The organism is Microvirga yunnanensis (genome assembly GCF_025460875.1).
This window is the reverse complement of record NZ_JAMXFI010000178.1, coordinates 1-16,709: the sequence shown is the minus strand read 5'-3', so window position 1 is coordinate 16,709 and position 16,709 is coordinate 1. Positions and strand designations below refer to the sequence as shown.

General features: G+C 60.3%; 12 protein-coding genes. 6 read left to right on the top strand and 6 right to left on the bottom strand.

Going from position 1 to position 16,709, the window contains the following annotated elements:
• Positions 1 to 267 (bottom strand): transposase (locus NF876_RS41115; protein WP_262273489.1); only part of this gene is annotated, 267 nt, incomplete at its 3' end.
• A 2,258-nt stretch (positions 268 to 2,525) separates the two neighbouring features.
• On the opposite strand from NF876_RS41115, the gene NF876_RS41110 reads away from it, so the two are divergent.
• Positions 2,526 to 5,501, top strand: coding sequence for a MobA/MobL family protein (locus NF876_RS41110; RefSeq protein WP_210805232.1), 2,976 nt, complete (start codon positions 2,526 to 2,528; stop codon positions 5,499 to 5,501).
• Positions 5,502 to 5,711: 210 nt separating this feature from the next.
• Here the strand turns inward: NF876_RS41110 and NF876_RS41105 are convergent, their stop codons facing one another.
• The 4 genes from NF876_RS41105 to NF876_RS41090 all read right to left on the bottom strand — a co-directional run bounded on the left by NF876_RS41105 (position 5,712) and on the right by NF876_RS41090 (position 9,408).
• Positions 5,712 to 6,248, bottom strand: coding sequence for an HU family DNA-binding protein (locus NF876_RS41105; RefSeq protein ID WP_256439454.1), 537 nt, complete (start codon positions 6,246 to 6,248; stop codon positions 5,712 to 5,714).
• Positions 6,249 to 6,433: 185 nt separating this feature from the next.
• On the bottom strand, positions 6,434 to 6,805 hold the full coding sequence (locus NF876_RS41100; RefSeq protein ID WP_210805234.1) for a hypothetical protein: 372 nt from the start codon (positions 6,803 to 6,805) through the stop codon (positions 6,434 to 6,436).
• 506 nt (positions 6,806 to 7,311) lie between these two features.
• Positions 7,312 to 8,007 (bottom strand): response regulator transcription factor, encoded by a 696-nt coding sequence (locus tag NF876_RS41095; RefSeq protein WP_262266272.1) that lies wholly within the window; start codon positions 8,005 to 8,007, stop codon positions 7,312 to 7,314.
• Between the two features lie 195 nt (positions 8,008 to 8,202).
• Entirely contained in the window at positions 8,203 to 9,408 is a 1,206-nt protein-coding gene (locus tag NF876_RS41090) for a hypothetical protein (protein ID WP_262266273.1), read from the bottom strand.
• A 239-nt stretch (positions 9,409 to 9,647) separates the two neighbouring features.
• Between NF876_RS41090 and NF876_RS41085 the strand changes: the two genes are divergently transcribed.
• Positions 9,648 to 10,031 carry a DUF3572 domain-containing protein gene (locus tag NF876_RS41085; protein WP_210805015.1) on the top strand — a complete coding sequence of 128 codons (384 nt, stop codon included), beginning with the start codon at positions 9,648 to 9,650 and terminating at the stop codon, positions 10,029 to 10,031.
• A gap of 135 nt (positions 10,032 to 10,166) precedes the next feature.
• Here NF876_RS41085 and NF876_RS41080 read toward each other — a convergent pair whose 3' ends face one another.
• Positions 10,167 to 10,781, bottom strand: a complete 615-nt coding sequence (locus tag NF876_RS41080) for a peptidoglycan-binding domain-containing protein (RefSeq protein ID WP_210805017.1) — start codon at positions 10,779 to 10,781, stop codon at positions 10,167 to 10,169.
• A 647-nt stretch (positions 10,782 to 11,428) separates the two neighbouring features.
• On the opposite strand from NF876_RS41080, the gene NF876_RS41075 reads away from it, so the two are divergent.
• From NF876_RS41075 to NF876_RS41060, 4 genes are all read left to right on the top strand, one after another.
• Complete coding sequence (locus tag NF876_RS41075) at positions 11,429 to 14,296, top strand: DNA translocase FtsK (protein ID WP_262273488.1); 2,868 nt, start codon at positions 11,429 to 11,431, stop codon at positions 14,294 to 14,296.
• Between the two features lie 99 nt (positions 14,297 to 14,395).
• Positions 14,396 to 15,316, top strand: coding sequence for an outer-membrane lipoprotein carrier protein LolA (locus NF876_RS41070; protein ID WP_210812183.1), 921 nt, complete (start codon positions 14,396 to 14,398; stop codon positions 15,314 to 15,316).
• Between the two features lie 204 nt (positions 15,317 to 15,520).
• The gene (locus NF876_RS41065; RefSeq protein ID WP_210812184.1) at positions 15,521 to 16,336 is read left to right on the top strand and encodes an exodeoxyribonuclease III; all 816 of its coding nucleotides are present in this window, start codon (positions 15,521 to 15,523) and stop codon (positions 16,334 to 16,336) included.
• 87 nt (positions 16,337 to 16,423) lie between these two features.
• On the top strand, positions 16,424 to 16,709 hold a 286-nt coding region (locus NF876_RS41060; RefSeq protein WP_262273487.1), incomplete at its 3' end, for a hypothetical protein.

The window sequence follows — 16,709 nt, the reverse complement described above, 5'->3', positions numbered from 1 at the left end:
CATCAGCCGCCGCAGCGCGAAATGCCCGAGCAGCAGGCCATAGAGCTCCTGCTCCACGAGATCGGCCCGGCGCGAGCGCAGCATCAGGCGCTCCCCTGGCAACGTCACTTTCAGTTCGGCAAACGTACTCTCGCTGTCCCAGCGCTCGTGGGAGAGCGCCGCCAACTCAAGCGCCGGCGCGGCGACCGGGTCGAGCAGCGTGGTGACCAGCCGGTAGAGCGGCTCCGCCTCTACGATGCCCTCCAAGCGGTCGTCGATGACGCGCACGACCTGTCCCCCTCATCGTGCCGACGCTGCTTGGGCGAGGCGTAAAGCCGGCCCAGAGAGGAGCCGCCCGGCAGGCGCTCACAGCAGGGCAGCACCTGATTCCGACGCACCCGCCACCACTGCCTCGGCTGTCCGTCGCGTAGGCTGTACAGATGCTTGCATTATCCTGCGAGTGAACTGTCCAACCAACCCAATTTCCTGAGAGTGAGACAAACGACACTATGCGGCGCGGACCAAAATTCCGCATAGCCATTCGGTCTTCACCGCACTCGGACGAAGAACAGATCTAATGCGAACTGCACATTTGCAATATCAAGAATTGCAGATTCTATAAGCAAGCGAGACAATCGCAGGTACGCCTGCCGAGTTCATCGGAAGGCCCGACCTGATCACTGGCAACCCGGATTTGCAAAAAGGCAGGGGCCAGAATTGCACTCAGTTATCGTGCCGCAACGCCGGCTGGGCCGGCCTCCCGGGTTGATAGCCTATCTTATGCAATCTCTCGCCTCAGGAACTTGCAAATTGGCTGATCCGGACCTTGGCGCGCCTTGGATCAACGAGGCCGAATTTGAAATTTGCCTCCTCTCAAACTTGCACATTCGTTCACGAAGCGATCACCGCCACCGAGACACTTTGAAAGAAGGGGTGCCCCGGAACTTGCATTAGTCTTCGCGATGATTGGCGCTCGTGTGGAGCGGGCTCGAACCGATTTTGCATTGTGCAGGCCGTCAAAGTTGCAATCGGCGCCCGCTTACTCTGGGCAACCTGATAGGGCTCCCGGCCATAGGTGCAATTCGACGGCTCGAAGAATTGCATTCCGATGCAAGTGTCCGTCTATCTGCTAAACGGTGTAAGTATCTAGCATTTCAAGGCAAATGCCTTGAGGACCAAATTATATGCGGCATCGAAAGTCCCGGCTTTGACACAGGATTGATACTAATTTCCAGCCCTGGATCCAAACCGCTCTCTTGTGTGGGGCCAGAATATTCATGCCCTACCCGGTTGATTATTGCAGCCTCGGCCAAACCAGATAAGTGGGCAGTTGGGGTCAAGTAATTCGTCCGAGCTTGCAGATCGCAGATCACCGGAGAGCTTCTGGGTGAGGCACAGAAATTCAACAGCGATCGTGTCTGATTTTCTCTGCCTCGACCCATAAACGCCACGGATCGGGATACCTGCGGGGCAGAGAAAATACAAAGTTCGGGCTTGGATGAGCGTGCACGGGCTCATCCAAGCCTCAAAGAGGCTCCCAGAAGCGACGGAAGATGGTCCCCGAAGTTGGACGGTTTCGCCCAGGAAGATCCCGACGGATCCCCCAGTGAGGAGCCTTCGGACAAGGCTCAAGGGTCCTAAAACGTCGGAGGCTCAATACCTCAGTTCTGACGCATCCCTCAGGGCGCATCAAAACTGATCGGATCTACAATCCGCATTTCGGTGCCTGCCGGTTTCCGTTGTCTCCTGGGACTATTCGGCCCGCCCTGCGGCGGTCGAACTTACACCTCGAATTTGGGTTGAGATCCGGGAGGCAAATTGACCAGAAATTTGGGGCGCAAAAAATACCAGCGCACCGGCACCCTCCGGTGCCTCAATCAGACTTTGGACAAGTGCGCCCGATCCTTCGTCAACCGCACTTCCCGATCCTGTGATCTGGTATTTTTTGTGCCTCAACGCACCTGTCGCGATAGCCTCGCCTCGTCGGAAGGATCATTCCGCGAGTGCCATCGAGCAGCGGCCCGAGCCAGACGAAGAGCCGGGTAAAATTCTGAAACTCACCGAATTTTTGTATTTGGTGTCAGGCTCCGACTGGCATTGTGGGTTTGCCATCTGATAAAATAGATGCCCGACCTCTGATGCCCTTCTTCATGCCAATCACGACCAGCCATCTCATCGTTACTACGCTTCAAGACCTGTCTCGCGCACTGAGCAGGGCGACGAAGCGAGACCCTTCCAAGGACTTTACGCGGATAATCCCTGCCCGGTCCAAGGACTATGCCTTGGGTGGTCATGGAGGCTCGGCATCGGGTAAGGATGCGCCAACGCCAACTCGGGGTGACGGCGTGACGCTCACCCCGCAAGCCCAGGTTTCCCGTCTTGGAATGTCATCGGGTGTCCACTCGGCGGTGGGGTGGGCATATGACCATCCAGGTGTGCGGTTTGCCAATCGCAGCCGCGGTCGTGATAGACCGCTGTCAGCCGAAGGAACGCAGACATTTCACTTCTCACACCCCTATCACTCTAAAACATCGCCGATCCTTAAGATGATCAAAGCGGCCCAGAGCGGCCGCAAGTACACCGCCTCCAACGCAACGAGTCATCTTCTCTACATCGAGCGCGATGGTGCGGCCGAGAACGTCGCAAGGGAGAAAGAATATCCAGGCTATGATCCCGACGTAGCCGAGGATGGCTTCACCGTCCTCGTGCGTGAGGCTGAAGGTCGGAGCGCCGAAGAACAACAGGATTTCCTCGAGCGCATTCCGCTCAAGAACCTGACGGACGATGAAATCGACGCCCTCGAACTGGCATCCTTTGGGACAATTGGCGATACGCTCGAAGAGCGCCGCCATTTCTGGAAGGCGGTTGAACAGTTTGAGGCCGAACCCCAGGGTGACACGATCAGGATACGGTTCTCCGCAGATCCCGAAGGATGGGGTCTCACTATCAAGAACCTCGATTCTGCTCCCACGAGGTTGCGGGAAAAGCTGCGGCGTATGCAAGGCAGCAGCGAACCGAAAGATGTCGAACTCAACCTGATCCGGACCGATGAAGCCTTCGCGATCCATCAGTGGATCGTTGGACTTCATCCAGAGGCGCTCATTGAGATTGAACCGGGTCGTGGCGGTCGTGTCCAAAACCGCATCATCGCTGAACTTCCGTTTGAGATCGATGGGCGCGAGCGTGTTGAAATCGTTCGCAATTTCACCATCAAGCTCACTGAGAAGGGCTTACCCTTCTGGGCGGTGGTTCACGCCCCAGACCAGAATAATGACGAACGGAATTTTCATGCCCACATCGTCTATTATGATCGCCCGTCATCCCGGATGAAGGGCCCTCGAAACCCTGACGGTCGTGACGTTTGGGATTTCGAAATCGAAGAGGAAAAGGTATTCCCAAACCGTCATCGCAGGACGGTTTACCCGTTTCGCCGGAAAAAGCTGCGCGAAGCCAATCGTCGGACATGGATCCCAATGTTGCGCAATCGTTGGGCAACGGCTTGCAACGAGGTCATGGAGAGGGCAGGCCTCATTAAGCGGTATGATGCCCGCTCCTACGAGGCCATGGGCATCCAGCTCGATCCGCTCGAGCATATCCCCTCGAAGACCTTCAATAGGGAGAGAAAGGGGGAACTGACAGAGGACGGCGTCGCCCTTGCCTGTCGGCAATGGCAGGTCATGCAGGATCGGCTTGTGGCCGACCACGAGAAGCGCGCCCGGCATCGCCAGCGCGTCCTCAAGGCGAAGACTGACAAGGCAAGACAGGTCATGGGCTCCCAAAGCCCATATAAGGACATTGCTCTGAAGGAGGTCGACCGGCTCACCAAGCTCGTCGACAAGGTTGGCGCACGAGTGACCACCAATGAGCTGTTCCAGGATCTCGGTCGTCTGGTCGCTGATAGGGTTGCATCCCGGCCTAAGCTGATCGTCCATGAAGATATAAAAAAGAATCAAAAAAGCCCGGGCCGGACCAAATCAAAGGGTGGCCAAGGCCACGGTCAGACCACCCAGGCCCCTAAGGACAAAAATGGTGCGACACAGCCTGTGGGGCGGGCCGCTAAGGAGGCCATGACGTTCTTGTTGGAAGTCTATGACCGCGCAGTTCATATGGACAGGCGCAATCAGATCGAAATTGACGTTTCCAAGAGCCAATTGAATACCCTCCTGAAGCGGCTGGATAACATGATGGCTGATCCAAAGCGCCATCCGCTGGATCGCCGCGCGCCTGGATTTATCGACCTGAATATCGCCGATCCCGGCCCTGAGGTAATTGCCGCTCGTAAGAAGGCAACGATGGACCGCGTCGCAGACAATTTGGATGCCTTCGTTGAGGCTGCCCTGCCGAAGATCCTGGCTGAAGTGAAAGGCGCCTCCCCTGCCAAGCCAGCGCCTGTTCAAGAAAATATTCCACAAGGGTCTGTGTCTCCGCAGCCTTCCAAGGCACCGGTCCAGCCCGACAGGCTGAACCCGGCACCTGCGGCCCGTGATGTATCTCGAGCTCCGGTCGCCCGGCCGGTCGCCGATCGTGCGCCGATCCAGCGGCCGTCCGAGGTAAAACCAGCCCCGGCCAAAATGGCGACAGGTGAGGCGGCCCCGAAGCCTGCGCCCGCGCGACCGCTCGAGCCTGCAGCTCGGCCCCAGAAAACCCGCTTCCGGCCTGAGCCATTTTATAAGCCCAAGGAACAGGGCGGGGCACCTGCTGCCGCGCAGCCGAAAAATTCCGCTGCGGCTCCGGTTAAATCACCGGCCCCGGCACCTGTTAATTCCGCGCCTAAATCCTCAGCTCCGAATAATTCGAAGCCTGAGATTGAAATTAAGACAGCCGCCACTGAAAAATCAGGCCAGGCTCCAGAGCGGACTTCGAATAATCCCGCTAAGTCGGAAAATGCTGCACAGTCCAATAAGCCGACCGGCACTCATTCCGGCGCCGCTGTTGTAAATTCCGTGCCGAAGGCTGCTGCCCTGCCAACACTGGGTGAGGCCAAGACTTCGGCCGCGGCGCCTTCAAGCGTTCGCCCGACAGCAACTCCGACCGCTTCCACAGTCCGCTCTGCCCCGGCGCCGGCAACGCCAACAACTCCGCCGGCTAAGCTCGAGGCCGAGCCGAAGAAGGATGCCGTCACCGCTAAGGCACCGGTCGCAGCGACTCCAATTCCGACAAAGCCCGCTGCCCAAGCTCCGGCACCTCGACCCGAGCCTGTCCGGTCGTCAGCCTCTCCGGCCGAGGAATCTGGAAAGACCGCGACTGACCCGAAACCCGCACCTGCGGCCCCGACCGCGCCCAAGGCCGACAAGCCTCCCGGCCCACCCAAGCAGTCGGCCGACGTTGCACCGGGTCAGGTTAGGACCCCGGGAGAACCGCCAGCCCCGAAGCCCCCAGTTGAGAAAGCAACGATCCGTGTTGGCGATCCTCTGTCGCCTGTCACACCCAAGCTGATCGAGCCGATCCGTGTCGAAGGCAAGAAGCTTCAGAAGAAGGCGAAGAAGCGCGGCAAGATGCGGGATGACGGGCCTGGGCTCTGAATCATGGTCGTCAACAACCCCGATCCGGAGCGCGTCCCAAGACAAAGGTCTCGACCCGCGGCCAGGTGCTATACGCACCGGTTGCCGACCTGATGCCGGCTGGAGACCGCAGCATCTCCCCTGAGATTGTTTTTCACACAGGGATGTGCTGTCTCGCCAGGCTTCTGGCGCGGCGGGCGTGCCCTCAGCTATCCGGCCGACCGCGTGCGATCAGACCGCCTCCTTGAGTTCCTTAGCGGGCCGGAAGGCGATCTTCTTCGAGGCCTTGATCTTGATAGGCTCGCCCGTCTGCGGGTTGCGGCCCATGCGGGCGGCACGCTTGCGCACCTGAAGGATGCCAAGGCCGGTCAGACGGATCTTGTCGCCCTTCTTCAGGCTTTTGGCGATCATCTCGATCACTTGGGTGAGCATCTCGTTGGCCTGACGCTTGGGCAGCTCATGCGCTGCTGACAACTCCTCGGCAATGTGGCGCAGGGTGAGGATCGCACTGGTTGAGGAACCGGCGGACTTCTTCGCGCCCTTCGGGGCTGCTTTGACTGACGCCTTCGGTGCCGCGGCCTTCGGAGACTTCCTGGCTACGGATCCGGCAGCTTCGGACACTTTGGCTGATGCCGACTTCGATGCGGCTGCCTTGCGGACTGCTGCTTTCTTGGCTGCGGTTTTGGTTGCTGTTTTCGCCACTGTGAGACCCTCCTGATAAGCTATGAACTCGCAAGTCACTCGATGGATAAAGTGCTTGCCACTCAAAGTTGATCATCAGTGAGTTGCTTCCTCAATCTCCATGCCGCAATGAGTTCACAGGATCTTGGAGCCCCACAAAGTCCACAGCTGATTGCGTGCCCGGCTCAACGGACCAGCAATTCTTCGAGGGAGAAGGGCAGGGGACAGGGTTCCGGCCCATAGCATGCAGGGACGCGGGACCCTGGTTTGGATCAAGCCGCAAGGAAGAGCTCGTTCTTGCGCCAAGCCGCACAGGCCCTTATGCCGTTGGGACGTGCCGTCGCGATGCGCTCCTGAAAGCGCGGTTGGGCCTCGTTGAGCAGACGGCGTTTTCGGGCGTGGGGCTGCGCGGCCGTTGTGGTGTCCTGCACCATCGCGGCAGCTGCCGCATACAGATCCGTTGTTGCGGCATCCAAGCCGGGATCGCGCTCGAACAGGACGACCAGGCCTGTCAGGTGCTGTCTGAGGAGCGTCTGCAGTTCACGCAAATAGGGCAGATCTCCTCCGAACTCGATGGCCTTCACAGTTGGCGAGATCAGGGCCAACTTCTCTTCAATCGTGTCGGTGAAACGTTTCTCCGCCATGAGCCACCGTCTCCAGGTAAGAGGGAGCCCGCCCAGCCCGTGAGACACATCAGACAGCATGCGCGCTCATGGTTAAGCAGTGGTTTCGGACGGCTGCGGAAAGCAAAAACTGCGTGCCAACACTCGATAGCAACGCGCTAAAGTACACGTCGGTTGTCACAGTCTGCGCGGATAGTCCTCCAGCGACATCGGAACCGATCGCGTGCGCCCAGTGGGAGTACTGGTGCTCAGCCTTCAGCTGGGGCGCTTCTATGTCGCCTACTGATGACGCTCGTTAGAAGCAGGGTAGGATGGTGGCGCGGTGTTGTAACCGGCATTGACAATCGCACACACCCCAGCTGGAGTTAAGAGGCTTCCGTTGGGGCGATCTCATGTCAACAGGGTGCGATGTTGCCACGGAGTGGGTGAGGGGCTTCACTTCACAAGGGCGGTAGATACCAGAAATCCTGCAATCCGCTGATAGAACACAGGGTAGAAGATGTGGGATGCTATCGTGGTCTTGAGCCTTAGCTTGCCAATTTGATTGGCTGCGGCTCCCGCAGCATGTAGCCACGGCCCCAGACCGTCTCGATGTAGTCCCTGCCACCTGAGACTTCCGCGAGCTTCCTGCGCAACTTACAAATGAACACGTCGATGATCTTGATCGCTGGTTCATCCATGCCGCTATACAGGTGATTGAGGAGCATCTCTTTGGTCAGCGTGCTGCCCTGGCGCTGAGCCAGAAACGCCAGGATCTTGTACTCCATGCCCGTCAGGTTCACCCGACGGCCTCCGACCTCAGCCTGCTGAGCCTGAGGGTTGATCGTCAGATCGCCGCATTGCAGGACGGCTTCGGTCTGATCGGACGAGCGGCGAATGATGGCCTGCATGCGGGCGATGAGTTCGTCCTTGTGAAACGGCTTGGTGAGGTAATCATCGGCGCCATAGCCGAGGCCTCTGACCTTGTTCTGGATCCCGTCTAGGCCTGAGAGGATCAGGACAGGCGTGCTCACCTTGGCAAGCCGCAGCTGCTGGAGGACATCGTAGCCTGACATGTCCGGGAGATTGAGATCGAGCAGGATGATGTCATAGTCCGGGAGCCGGCCGAGATCGACGCCGTGCTCGCCTAGATCGGCCACCGAAATCTGGACATTGAGGCGCTGGAGCATGAGTTCAATGCTCTGCGCGACAGAAATGTCATCCTCAATCAGCAACACGCGCATCTCACCACCTCCCAGAGACCGCAGCTAATGTGAGGGAAGTATGCTCAACGAGGAGTTAACGCCGATGGCACGGTGACGCTTTCATGGCGCCGACCCTGTTCCAAGGGCAAAGAGACTCAGCCAACTAAGTAATCTCGCATAAGCAAAATTCCGGAAAGAAGTCGCACTGCGCGCTCGCCACGCTATGACGCAGCCTTACGCTGGCCGACGTCCTCCTGTCAGGCGTAGGCCCCTGTCAGTTTCTGTCGCTTTCAGCTGGTCGAAGTTCAGGTTGCCCAGCTTCCACGACTGCAGCACTACGGTGGCCCCTCTAATCGCTTTTGGCCTCACCCCGCCCTTGGTTGTACGTTCGATGGTCAGCACCTTGCCGCTCCAGTCGAGCACCAGGCGGTCCTCCGGACCAAAGCCAGCCTGGTCCCACAACGCTCGTGGCAGGCGGATGATGGTGTAGAACCGATCCGAGCGCTTGGCATCAGGAATCGACTTGACCACGACAGCAGCAGAGCCCGCCTGAGGCAAACGTGGTAGGTTCCTCTTGGGACGTTGGCCCTGCTTGGGTGACTTCTTCGGCTCCGCCGCTGCCGGCGCGGGTTCTGCTTCCGGACCAACCGCTTGGTCCACATCTTGCAAAAGATTAAGCTGCAGGGCGGGCGGATCCTCAACACCCCTCGTTTTGGTGGACAGCTTCATGGTCTCCCCGGCAGGGGTGGGAACGCTCGAGATCAGTTGCACCGCGTTAGCAACCTGCCGCAGGCTTCCGGAGATCCCCTCAGCCGACTGCACCACCAGAGGCGTCAGACGCGCCATGGCCTCGATCTGCTGCGTACCCAGAGAGACCAACTTGCCCATCTGCTCCGCCATAAGGTCCATCGTAGCGCGAAGGCCTTTCAGTTCCTCGGCCATTCCTGTCAGCGCCTGTTCTACCTCGCGCGATAGGGCAGGGGCAGGTGCGGCCTGCTGGGGTGCGTCCACAACTGGCGGGCGGACGGCCAGCACGGGCTTGGGGCGAAACACCTCTTGTGCGAGCGCGTCGGGCTTGCCCAGATGGCGCGCGAGGATATCAGCGGTGTCCCTGGACCTCTTGTCCGCAGCCGGTGTCGGGCGATCTGAATGGTTCCCGCTCTCTGGTGACCTGTGACGCTGAACTTCCCGCTGGCGAGGCGGCTGAGCCTCGCGGGGTTTTGCCAGACAAGCCGAACACAGATCATGGGCGCGATCGCGGGCGAGAAGCCAACCGCGGTCCTTGAAGTAGCCCTTGACGACATCGTCACCGACAGACGTGCTCGACTCGTAGGTGTCCGTCTTGTGGCATCCCGAGCAATAGGTGGTGAAGCGGTACTTGGAGGGAGCGCCACCGGTACGGGTGATCTGCGGCTCGAACTGACGTGCGATGCCGGGCATCTGGCAAATCCTGATCGTTCAAATAAGGTCTCCGAGCCAGGCAAGAAACTGCGTTCTGGACCTGCCTGCCCTGGAGAAGGCTGGGGAATGGGCCAGGACCTAGCATCTCTCTCGGCAAACTTCAAACAGTCGATCCGGGCAGCCTCACTCGTGTGAACGGGGTGGAACTGGTACCCTTCCCAGCTTGGCTCAAGCCGTTACTGTCTGGGGACGTCCCTAGATTATCGAGATGCCGACAGATGTGGGAGACGGCGGAGGTTGAGATGACAGAGAGCTTTCAGGGCGGAGGCATCACTGGCCGAGGCGACGCCGAGAGTATAGCTATTCAAGTCCTGAATTTCATTGTCGCGGATGTCGATCGGATCATCCAGTTCCTGAACGTGACTGGCCTTCAGCCTGAGACCATCCGCGCTTCGGCGCAATCATCGCAGTTCCTGCTCGGCGTCCTCGAGTACGTGGCAAAGGACGATGAATTGCTGAAAGCGATTGATCAAGGGCTGAAGATCCGGCCGACTGCGATCCTAGCCGCCATTATGCATCTGTCGCCGGAGCCCGAGGCTAAGACGTCGGACAAGAAGGTTGACGTAGCCCCTCAATTGCCAAGGCGCAACCTGTTCCACTGAAGTGGCTGTCATCCAGCTAACGGTTTTAGCTTACTCCCGATAAAGAGTACTTATTGGGAGTAAGAGCAGTGGCTCGTATCTCCTGGAGGAATCTACCTGCCAGTTGTAAGGGGTGAAAGAAGACTCGCAGAGGGGTTATTGCGTTGCCGAGGCCGTGTGGGTTCGCAAAGCCTGTAGAGTCGCAGTTCCCAGTTTGCCTGTGACAGGAGGACCTTTGGTTCGTTCAAAGGCTTCAACCGCCTTGCGAGTAGAGGGGCCAAGTGTCCCATCAGCTTTGAGTTTTCCGTACCCAAAATCAACGAGCACTTCCTGCGCCGCACGGATCTCCTTCTTAGAAAGGCGAACTGATGATGTCGTGCTGGCTGCCCGGCTTTCCGTTGTCGCAATGGGCTGATCTGACGGTCCAGTGAGCTGAAGGCGGGCCTGCTCAATCGCTTGACTCACGGTTGATCGCAGGGAGTCCAACTGCTGGAGTTCTTCGGTGGCTGCCTCAATCCGCTTCAGTGTCGTGTTCAGATCTTGGCCTGCCAGAATCCTCCGTTCATTGTCCTTCGCCAGTTGATCACGCTCCGCTGTGACGGTCTCAATCTGCTGTCGCAGATTTAAAATCTCGCTCTGGAGCGCGTGGTCTTCAGAACTCTTGGATAGGACTGAGTACACGAATAAACCAAAGCCGATCGCCGTAGCAGCCAGGAGACCTGTTCCTGCTGTACTGAGCTGTACCCGAGCGTAATTTCGTACATAGCTCATGTTCTTACCCGCGGATTGTTAGCTGACTCTCGGAGAGCGTTGTGTGCTCAGATCATCTCCGCAATGGGTCTAGCTTGTGACGCAATTGAGACTGTATAGGACCTTTGGCTTCGCAGGGTTAATCAAATGCAAACTTGAGCCGTTAATTGCTATTGGCAGACTGCTTGATGCAGGATGCGCTGGAGAGGACTGTATCGCTGTGCACTATTCTATCACCCGGGCTAGGGATACCCAGCTATTCGCATTCCAGTGATCAAGGTCTAAGGGTTGAGTCAGTGTCGGCAGACGATTTAACGTTTCGGTACGGAGTTTAGCACATCGTCAACCGTGAGCCCAAGAAGCAGAGCACTCCAGCACCACGCATTTTGTTTTGAGTGCGCATTCTCACCACCCTCATCCGCCTCTTCGTCTGTGCGGCACTAAAGCGTTCCTCCTTGAGGTGCCATAGTGGGAATGCATGGTTGCTCGTCCCAATAACTGGGTATTTACCTGCCGCATCCAGAGTGTGGGTGTGACGGGCCGACCCACTGCGACATTTGCGAGCTTTGTTAGTATCCATGCGTAAGATCCCCATGCCGAACGATTATCTCCCGTCCGCAATCCGGACCGAGGATGGAGTTCCAAGGAGATCGCATAAGAGTGATGCCTTGCCATTCCAAGGTATGAACAGCGGAACCAGCACCAACTGGGAGGAGCCGTGGCTGGCTATGGGCCAAGCCGAGCCTGGTTGGTGGCAGGCATTCGCGATCGACCAAGGCGTGCGGTCCACGCGCACCCCCGACAAGTTCATCAGGAAGTCACCGGAAACGAACGTGTTCGACCTTCCAACGGGCGAACTGATAAATGCGGATCGGTTGGCCGAAGTTGTACTGAACAGGCCCGAGGACGAAATCCACAAGCGCATTGAAAGACTTCGCGCCGCCATGGAGGCTCCGCCGGTCAAGACCTTCGCCCAGAAGGCGCAAGAAACCATGCAGCCGCTAGCTGCTCCCTCCTTGGCGCAGCGCGAGATGGCGGACGTTCCGAGACAAGTTGAACCGCCCTCGACATCTAAGGCGCCCGATGTTCAGAGTCTCGTCTCTAGGGTTGTCGAAAGGGTTTCCCAACCCGTCCCGGAGCCCCAGATCACTGTCCTCACCATGCCGTCCACGATGTTCGTTCCGTCGGCCTTCCAGTCGGCCCTGTACCGCATCGACGTCTCCCTGAAGCACCTGCTAATCCCTCCAGTTGACGCAGTCGCCGACGAACGGGAAACCTCCGAGGTGATGGAGCCCGAGGTCATCGCTTTCGACGAGCATTCGGAACTGGAAGTAGGCGAGGGTGCCGCCGATCTCTTGCAGCTGCAATCCCGAGACGGGTGCATGGCGGCGCGGCAGGAACTAAGTCAGCAATCTGGGGAGACCAGTGATCAAACCTGCATCAGCATCAATGACGCTTGTGAGATAGCTGAAACCGCCGGAACCAAGAATGGGGTTCTGGATGCCGTGGATCAAGAGGTCGCGACCTTCGCGCTTGGTGAGGATGGTATTGGAGAAGTCGCGCAAGTCCTCGAGGACATGAGCTCCGACGTGGAGGAGGATCAGGCAGAGGAAGTCGACCTTGGATACCTCACCCTGTGCGGAGAGGATATTGCTGGCATCCAGACCACGTTGAGAGCCAAGGGGAAGGTCGCCTTGCGACACGCGTTGGACGCTCCAGCGATTGAGGAAGCCGCCATCGTCGAGGAGGCCACTTCCATTCCGGAGAGTGCCTCAATCAAGAGTAGACTTGCCGTCGCAGGTGAGTTGTCGGAGCACGTGCTGGAAGTGCATCTTGAATTGGATGCTGCCGCTGCTGTCGAGGTAATAGAGGCTGCGCACGAAGTCTTACCTGAGGCAGTGATGATCCCGGGGCAGGATGCGGAGATCGACGCCTCCATAAAGGAGGCTGCCGTCGGGCCGGAGTTCGTTATGCTGCCCCCTCCTGCGCTGCCCCAACGTTCTGGGTACGCCTCTTATCAGCTTCCTTCCATTGAGCTTCTTGCCCAGACGCCGCAGCCGGAGGGGGAGGTCCTGACCGAAGATATTCTCGAGGAAAGAGCCGGACGTGTGGAAAAGGTCATCCGCGACTTCGGCGTGAAGGGCGAGGTCATCCACGTGCATCCGGGACCGGTGGTCACGCTCTACGAGCTCGAGCCCGCTCCAGGTGTCAAATCTTCCCGTGTCATTGCGCTCTCGGAAGATATCGCCCGATCCATGAGCGCGGTCTCCGCCCGTGTCGCGGTGATTCCAGGCCGCAACGCCATCGGAGTCGAGCTGCCCAACCAGCAGCGCGAGACGGTTTACCTGCGCGAAATTCTGGAGTCGGAGGAGTTCAGGAGTTCAACGCATAAGTTGCCCCTGTGCCTGGGCAAGACCATTGGCGGCGAGCCCGTCATCGCCGATCTGGCCCGCATGCCCCACCTGCTGGTGGCCGGCACCACCGGGTCGGGCAAGTCGGTGGCCATCAACACCATGATCCTGTCCTTGCTGTATCGCTTCACACCGGAGCAGTGCCGCCTGATCATGGTCGATCCCAAGATGCTCGAGCTCTCTGTCTATGACGGCATCCCGCATCTGCTCACTCCCGTGGTCACCGACCCCAAGAAGGCGATCATTGCCTTGCGGTGGGCGGTGAGAGAGATGGAGGATCGCTATAAGAAGATGGCGAAGCTCGGTGTGCGCAACATCGATGGCTTCAACGCCCGGGTGGTCGAGGCCAAGGCGAAGGCCGAGACCATCACGCGCACGGTGCAGACCGGCTTCGACCGCGAGACCGGCGAGGCGATCTACGAGGACGAGGTGATGGATCTCGATCCCTTGCCCTACATCGTGGTGATCGTCGACGAGATGGCCGACCTGATGATGGTGGCCGGCAAGGAGATCGAAGGGGCGATCCAGCGCCTGGCCCAGATGGCGCGCGCCGCCGGCATCCACGTGATCCTGGCCACCCAGCGCCCGTCGGTGGACGTGATCACCGGCACGATCAAGGCGAACTTCCCGACCCGGATCTCGTTCCAGGTCACCTCGAAGATCGACAGCCGCACGATCCTGGGCGAGATGGGCGCCGAGCAGCTCTTAGGACAAGGCGACATGCTGTACATGGCCGGCGGCGGGCGGATCACGCGCGTGCACGGGCCGTTCTGCTCGGACGAGGAGGTCGAGAAGGTGGTGGCGCATCTCAAGCGCCAGGGCCGGCCGCAGTACCTGGAGGCGGTCACGGCCGAGGAGGACGAGGGCGGGGCGGCTCCCGACGCGGCCGTGTTCGACCAGGGCGAGTTCGGGGCGCCGGGCGGGGACCTGTACGACCAGGCGGTGGCGGTGGTGCTGCGCGACAAGAAAGCCTCGACCAGCTACATCCAGCGCCGCCTCCAGATCGGCTACAACCGCGCCGCCTCGCTCATGGAGCGCATGGAAAACGAGGGCATCGTCGGACCCGCCAACCACGCCGGTAAACGCGAAATTCTGCTTGAAACTCCGGGCATGGGAGAGGATTAAGGCGGTCTCGGAACCTTGGCCGCGGCCCTGCGTCATTCCTGGGCCATTCCCAATGGCCGGGCAGCGTCCATGATGATGGTCCGAAGGAGACCGATTCGGATGCGTCCCGTCCTTCTTGCCGGCCTGGTGACGGCGCTCATCGCGGGCGCCCTGCCGGCCGTGGCCCAGACGGTTCCGATCGACCTGTTCCTCCCGCCCGTCCGTCCGATGGCCGCGCAGGGCTTCGGCCCGTCGCTCCCGCATCTGCCGACCGCCTCGTTCCACCGGGCGACGCCCGCAGCGGCCGAGACCCAGCCGTCCCGCCCGGTCATCCCGAGGCCGGCCAATGCGGAACAGGTCCTGGCCGTCACCGCGCCGCTCCCGCCGAGCCGCCCCGCGACCGCGGATCCCCGCCACACGCCCGAATCGGAGCCCGTCGTCATCGCGTCCCGGCCGGTGGTTGCCGCGGCGACGCCCGTGGCCCTGCGCCAGCCGCTGCCGAACGGCGAGGTGGTGGCGCGGGCGAATGCCTATTTCACGAACCTGACCACCCTGGTGGCCGATTTCACCCAGATGGGCGGCGACGGGCGCCGGCAGGGCGGCACCCTCTATCTCCAGCGCCCCGGCCGGGTGCGGTTCGAATACGATCCGCCCGCCACCCTCGAGGTGATCGCCGACGGACGCTCGGTCGCCGTGCGCGACCGCAAGCTCGCGACGCAGGACCTCTATTCCATCTCGCAGACGCCGCTGAAATTCCTGCTGCGCGAACAGGTGAATCTCGGCCAGGACATCCGGATCACGGGCATCGCCAGCGACGGCGACGGCGTGCGCATCAGCCTGGAGGATTCGTCGACGCTCGGCGGAACCTCGCGCATCGTCCTCGTGTTCGACGGCCAGGTGGAGACCCTGAACCAGTGGCGCATCGTCGATGCGCAGGGCTTCCAGACGGTGGTGATGCTGGGCAAGAGCGAGCGCGGCCGCCGCATCGACCAGGATCTGTTCAAGATCCAGTACGACATCCTCGTCGGCGGGAACAAATGAGGCCGCCGTGGATGTGACACTCTCGGCGTTATGGCCGGGCCTGTCCCGGCCATCTCGATATGGAAAAGCGCCGCGCCTTACGGAATCGGGATCACCGGCACAAGGCCGGTGATGCCGAGGGGCTGTTATTTCCGGTGATCGTCGCCCTTCCCTCGGGCCGGAATCTGTCGTAGCCGAAGGGGATCTTCCGAAGGGCTTCCTCCCGTGCAACTGACCGTCTCGACCTGGAACATCAATTCCGTTCGCCTGCGCATCGACCAGGTGGGCCGCTTCCTGAAGGAGCGCCGCCCCGACATCCTGTGCCTGCAGGAGACCAAGTGCCCGAACGACAAGCTGCCCCTGAAGGACCTGCAGGCCTTCGGCTATCCCTTCGTGGTCCATATGGGCCAGAAGGGCTACAACGGGGTCGCGATCCTGTCCCGCTACCCGTTCTCCGAGACCGGCGTGATGGAGATGTGCGGGCGCCAGGACGCGCGCCACATCACCGTCACCCTGAGCCGGGAGGCCAAGGCGGCGGCCGGCCTGACGATCCATAACTTCTATGTGCCGGCCGGCGGCGACATTCCCGATCCGGAGCTCAACGAGAAATTCCGGCACAAGCTCGACTTCATGGCCGAGATGCGCTCCTGGGGCGGCCGCGCGAAGCCGACCTCCGGACCGGCCATTCTCGTGGGCGACCTCAACGTGGCGCCCCTCGAGCACGACGTGTGGAGCCACAAGCAGCTCCTCGACGTGGTGAGCCACACCCCGGTCGAGACCGCAATGCTGGAGGAGCTGCGCCAGGAGGCGGAGTGGATCGACGCCATGCGGATCCTGCGGCCGGAGCCGGAAAAGATCTATTCCTGGTGGAGCTACCGCTCGCCCGACTGGGCGGCCGCCGACAAGGGCCGCCGCCTCGACCATGTCTGGCTGTCGAAGGGCCTGCAGGGCACCCTGCGCTCCATCGACGTGACCCGGGAGACCCGCGGCTGGGAGCGTCCCTCGGACCACGCCCCCGTGACGGCCGTGCTGGAGCTGTAGAAAAGCCGCCCTGCCCGTCGCCCTTTGACACCTTTTTAACCGGTTTTTGCGAAGGCTTCTGCACGACTTTCCCTAAGGTAAATACCCGTGCAGTTCCTCGCCAACCGGAAGCTTTCCCACCTCACGACGGCCGCCATGGTGGCGTTCGTCGTTGTGACCGCCGCCGCGCTCTTCGCGGTCGTCTCCCTTCAGACCCGCCAGGACGTCGAGACCAAGGCGCTCGCCCAGCTGCAGTCCAACGTGCGGACCTTCGTGGGCATCCTGCGCGGCTCCATCGACAGCCTGAGCGTGAAGAAGGACGCCGCCGGGGCGGTCACGGGCATCACGGTGAACGACGACGCGGTGTTCTACAGCGACGAGCTCGCCGACCGCA

Excerpts from the sequence above, each read along its gene's own strand:
- NF876_RS41110 (WP_210805232.1), top strand. The coding sequence starts at position 2,526 with ATGATCAAAGCGGCCCAGAGCGGCCGCAAGTACACCGCCTCCAACGCA.
- NF876_RS41100 (WP_210805234.1), bottom strand. The coding sequence starts at position 6,805 with ATGGCGGAGAAACGTTTCACCGACACGATTGAAGAGAAGTTGGCCCTG.
- NF876_RS41095 (WP_262266272.1), bottom strand. The coding sequence starts at position 8,007 with ATGCGCGTGTTGCTGATTGAGGATGACATTTCTGTCGCGCAGAGCATT.
- NF876_RS41090 (WP_262266273.1), bottom strand. The coding sequence starts at position 9,408 with ATGCCCGGCATCGCACGTCAGTTCGAGCCGCAGATCACCCGTACCGGT.
- NF876_RS41085 (WP_210805015.1), top strand. The coding sequence starts at position 9,648 with ATGTGGGAGACGGCGGAGGTTGAGATGACAGAGAGCTTTCAGGGCGGA.
- NF876_RS41080 (WP_210805017.1), bottom strand. The coding sequence starts at position 10,781 with ATGAGCTATGTACGAAATTACGCTCGGGTACAGCTCAGTACAGCAGGA.
- NF876_RS41070 (WP_210812183.1), top strand. The coding sequence starts at position 14,396 with ATGCGTCCCGTCCTTCTTGCCGGCCTGGTGACGGCGCTCATCGCGGGC.